Raw genomic sequence first — 2228 nt, forward strand, 5'->3', positions numbered from 1 at the left:
AGCTCCGCATACCGCCCCAGCGAAGCGTCTCAGTTCAACGGCCAAACGATCCCGCCGTTGCGCAAGCTTCAGTTGGGATAGTTTGTTATTCGTTCTTTCGCCTCCCGAACCTCGCTCTCTGGATGCTAATGTGTCTGACAAGAATCAGAATCTGATCTGCGTCGATCGCTGGTCGAATCCGGAGACCAAAGCGATTCATGAAAGCCAGTGGTGCAACAACCCTATATTACAGGCTCAGTACGAGAATGGAGACCAATGTGGCGGTTGCTCGTTCTTCGCTGCGTTTAATGCGGATCGGGGATTATGTTGCCATGCCGAATCGAGGCATCATCTTGAAACCGTGTACGAGCACTTCACCTGCGAAAAATATGTCCGTGAATGCTGGGGGCCCCACAGCTTCACCAAAAATGGAGAATTCCATTGCAGATGCAGTGGCCAACCATCAGAATACTGGGACAAGACGATATCGATACTTCAACAATTTGAAACAGCCGCACAAAGGACGGGTGACAACGACGGTCCAACGTGAGGTGAAAACGCCGACGAACCAAGCGATGCACGCAAGTCGCCGGTTCGCCGGTCGGCCGCGAATTTTAATCATTATATTCTGGCGGCGATTGCGTGATCGCGGTCGTTCGTCGCTCATGGAACACCCGCAATGCAGAATGAACCATGGTACGGCGTTCGCCTCGTATACCAACCAACAGGGACTTCACGTCAGGCTTATGAAGAACGCGTGATTCTGGTGCGCGCGGACTCGTATGATGCTGCGCTAGCGTTAGCCGAGCAATACTCGAAAGACTACGAGAGTGAGACAACAATCTACACTGGGTACGCAATGGCCTTCCATATATTCGACGAAGACGGCCCGGCTCTTGGTCCCGGTGTCGAGGTGTTCTCGCTGATCAGAGAGTCAAACATGGATATTGACGCATACCTCGATCGATTCCACGACACAGGAAGTGAGTGCTGCCGGAATACACGTGACGACGAATCGGAAATCGGATGATCAATCGACGCACATGTTAGACGCGACGAACCATCGCATGCACGTGAGCGGCGGTGGCCAGTCGGTTTTGAAATCAATGTCAATTCCCGACCGCCCGTGATGCGTGACGTTCGTCCACTAGTCCCACTAACTCGATGTGTCGACAGCGGCGCTGGACGGCGTTACAATGGGGCAATGGAGACGAGCGATGGAAATTGAAACTTTTATTGACACGTTGAACCCCGAGCAGCAGCAGGCTGCGTTCGATCTGCTTTGGCAGCGTTTGGCTGCTGATTCACGTGCATTGAAATCTCCTGCTTGGCACGGGGATGTACTTGCCTACCGCACCGCGAATCCAAGTGACGAACCCAATATGTCTGTTGCTGAGGCTAAGATTGCAGTAAAGCGAATTATCGATGAACGTCGAAGTTCGCAATGAGGCACATTTGGACATTGCCGAAGGAGTGGCTTTCTACGACCGGCAAGGCTATGACGCTGGCGATTATTTTTTCCAACGGATCTTTGAGGACATTGATTCGCTGAGTGAGACGGCTGGTATTCACGAAAGACATTTTGGTTACCATCGCAAGATTGCGAGCCGCCATCCTTTCCTTATCTATTACCGAATGGTCACAACGGGCGTAGAGGTGGTCGCGGTCCTCGACGGTCGGTCACGTCCCGCAGATATCGCTGCGTTACTCGAACGGCGGTAACGTGGACGAACCAAGCGTTGAACGCGAGCGGGCGGTCAAGCGGGTTTGGAAAACATAGTCAAACGCGTCCGCCGCGTTAACGCCGTCGTTAGGCGTACAGGTCATCTCATGGTTTGTGGTTACGAACACCACATCGAAGTGTTTCCTGACGACGTCGAGGAATTCGTCCGTCCGTTTACCCTGCTACGAGGACGAAGACGGTATCCACTTATATGAATGTCCGACGTGCCGACAACTTTGGTACTTCGACTATCTGAGTCGCTCGAATCTTGCCGTCAAATTGGAACGTGCCGAAGACTGGCACACAGTTAACGCAGAGGCGTTGCGCGATGAAATACACATCCAACAGCTGCTCGATCACTGCGGAGGATACGGCGACGATCCATGCGAATGGGCAGGTTGCAACAACAAAGCCGTTAAGGGACGGCGTTCTGCCCATATTACTGACACGTTGCTTCACGGTCCAAAAAATGCCAGAATCTGATGGTCGCCTCTTGTTCGCTGACGCGTATGCAAGCCGCCATCAG

Annotated in this window: 5 protein-coding genes; all 5 read left to right on the plus strand. The window is 52.8% G+C overall.

The genetic code is table 11. From position 1 onward, the window contains the following. Positions 1–529 (plus strand): hypothetical protein (locus R3C13_RS14865; protein ID WP_371311625.1); only part of this gene is annotated, 529 nt, incomplete at its 5' end. A gap of 129 nt (positions 530–658) precedes the next feature. Continuing rightward, the gene (locus R3C13_RS14870) at positions 659–1009 is read left to right on the plus strand and encodes a DUF4288 domain-containing protein (protein WP_371311626.1); all 351 of its coding nucleotides are present in this window, start codon (positions 659–661) and stop codon (positions 1007–1009) included. Positions 1010–1196: 187 nt separating this feature from the next. Then, a complete protein-coding gene (locus R3C13_RS14875) occupies positions 1197–1427 on the plus strand; it encodes a hypothetical protein (RefSeq protein ID WP_371311627.1) in 231 nt (76 codons plus the stop codon). Beyond that, positions 1405–1701, plus strand: coding sequence for a type II toxin-antitoxin system RelE/ParE family toxin (locus R3C13_RS14880; RefSeq protein ID WP_371311628.1), 297 nt, complete (start codon positions 1405–1407; stop codon positions 1699–1701). The genes R3C13_RS14875 and R3C13_RS14880 overlap by 23 nt, the downstream gene beginning before the upstream one ends. A gap of 329 nt (positions 1702–2030) precedes the next feature. After that, positions 2031–2228: hypothetical protein (locus tag R3C13_RS14885; RefSeq protein WP_371311629.1), on the plus strand; the 198-nt coding region annotated here is incomplete at its 3' end.

Source organism: Hyphomonas sp., from assembly GCF_041398385.1.
Classification (GTDB): Bacteria; Pseudomonadota; Alphaproteobacteria; order Caulobacterales; family Hyphomonadaceae; genus Hyphomonas.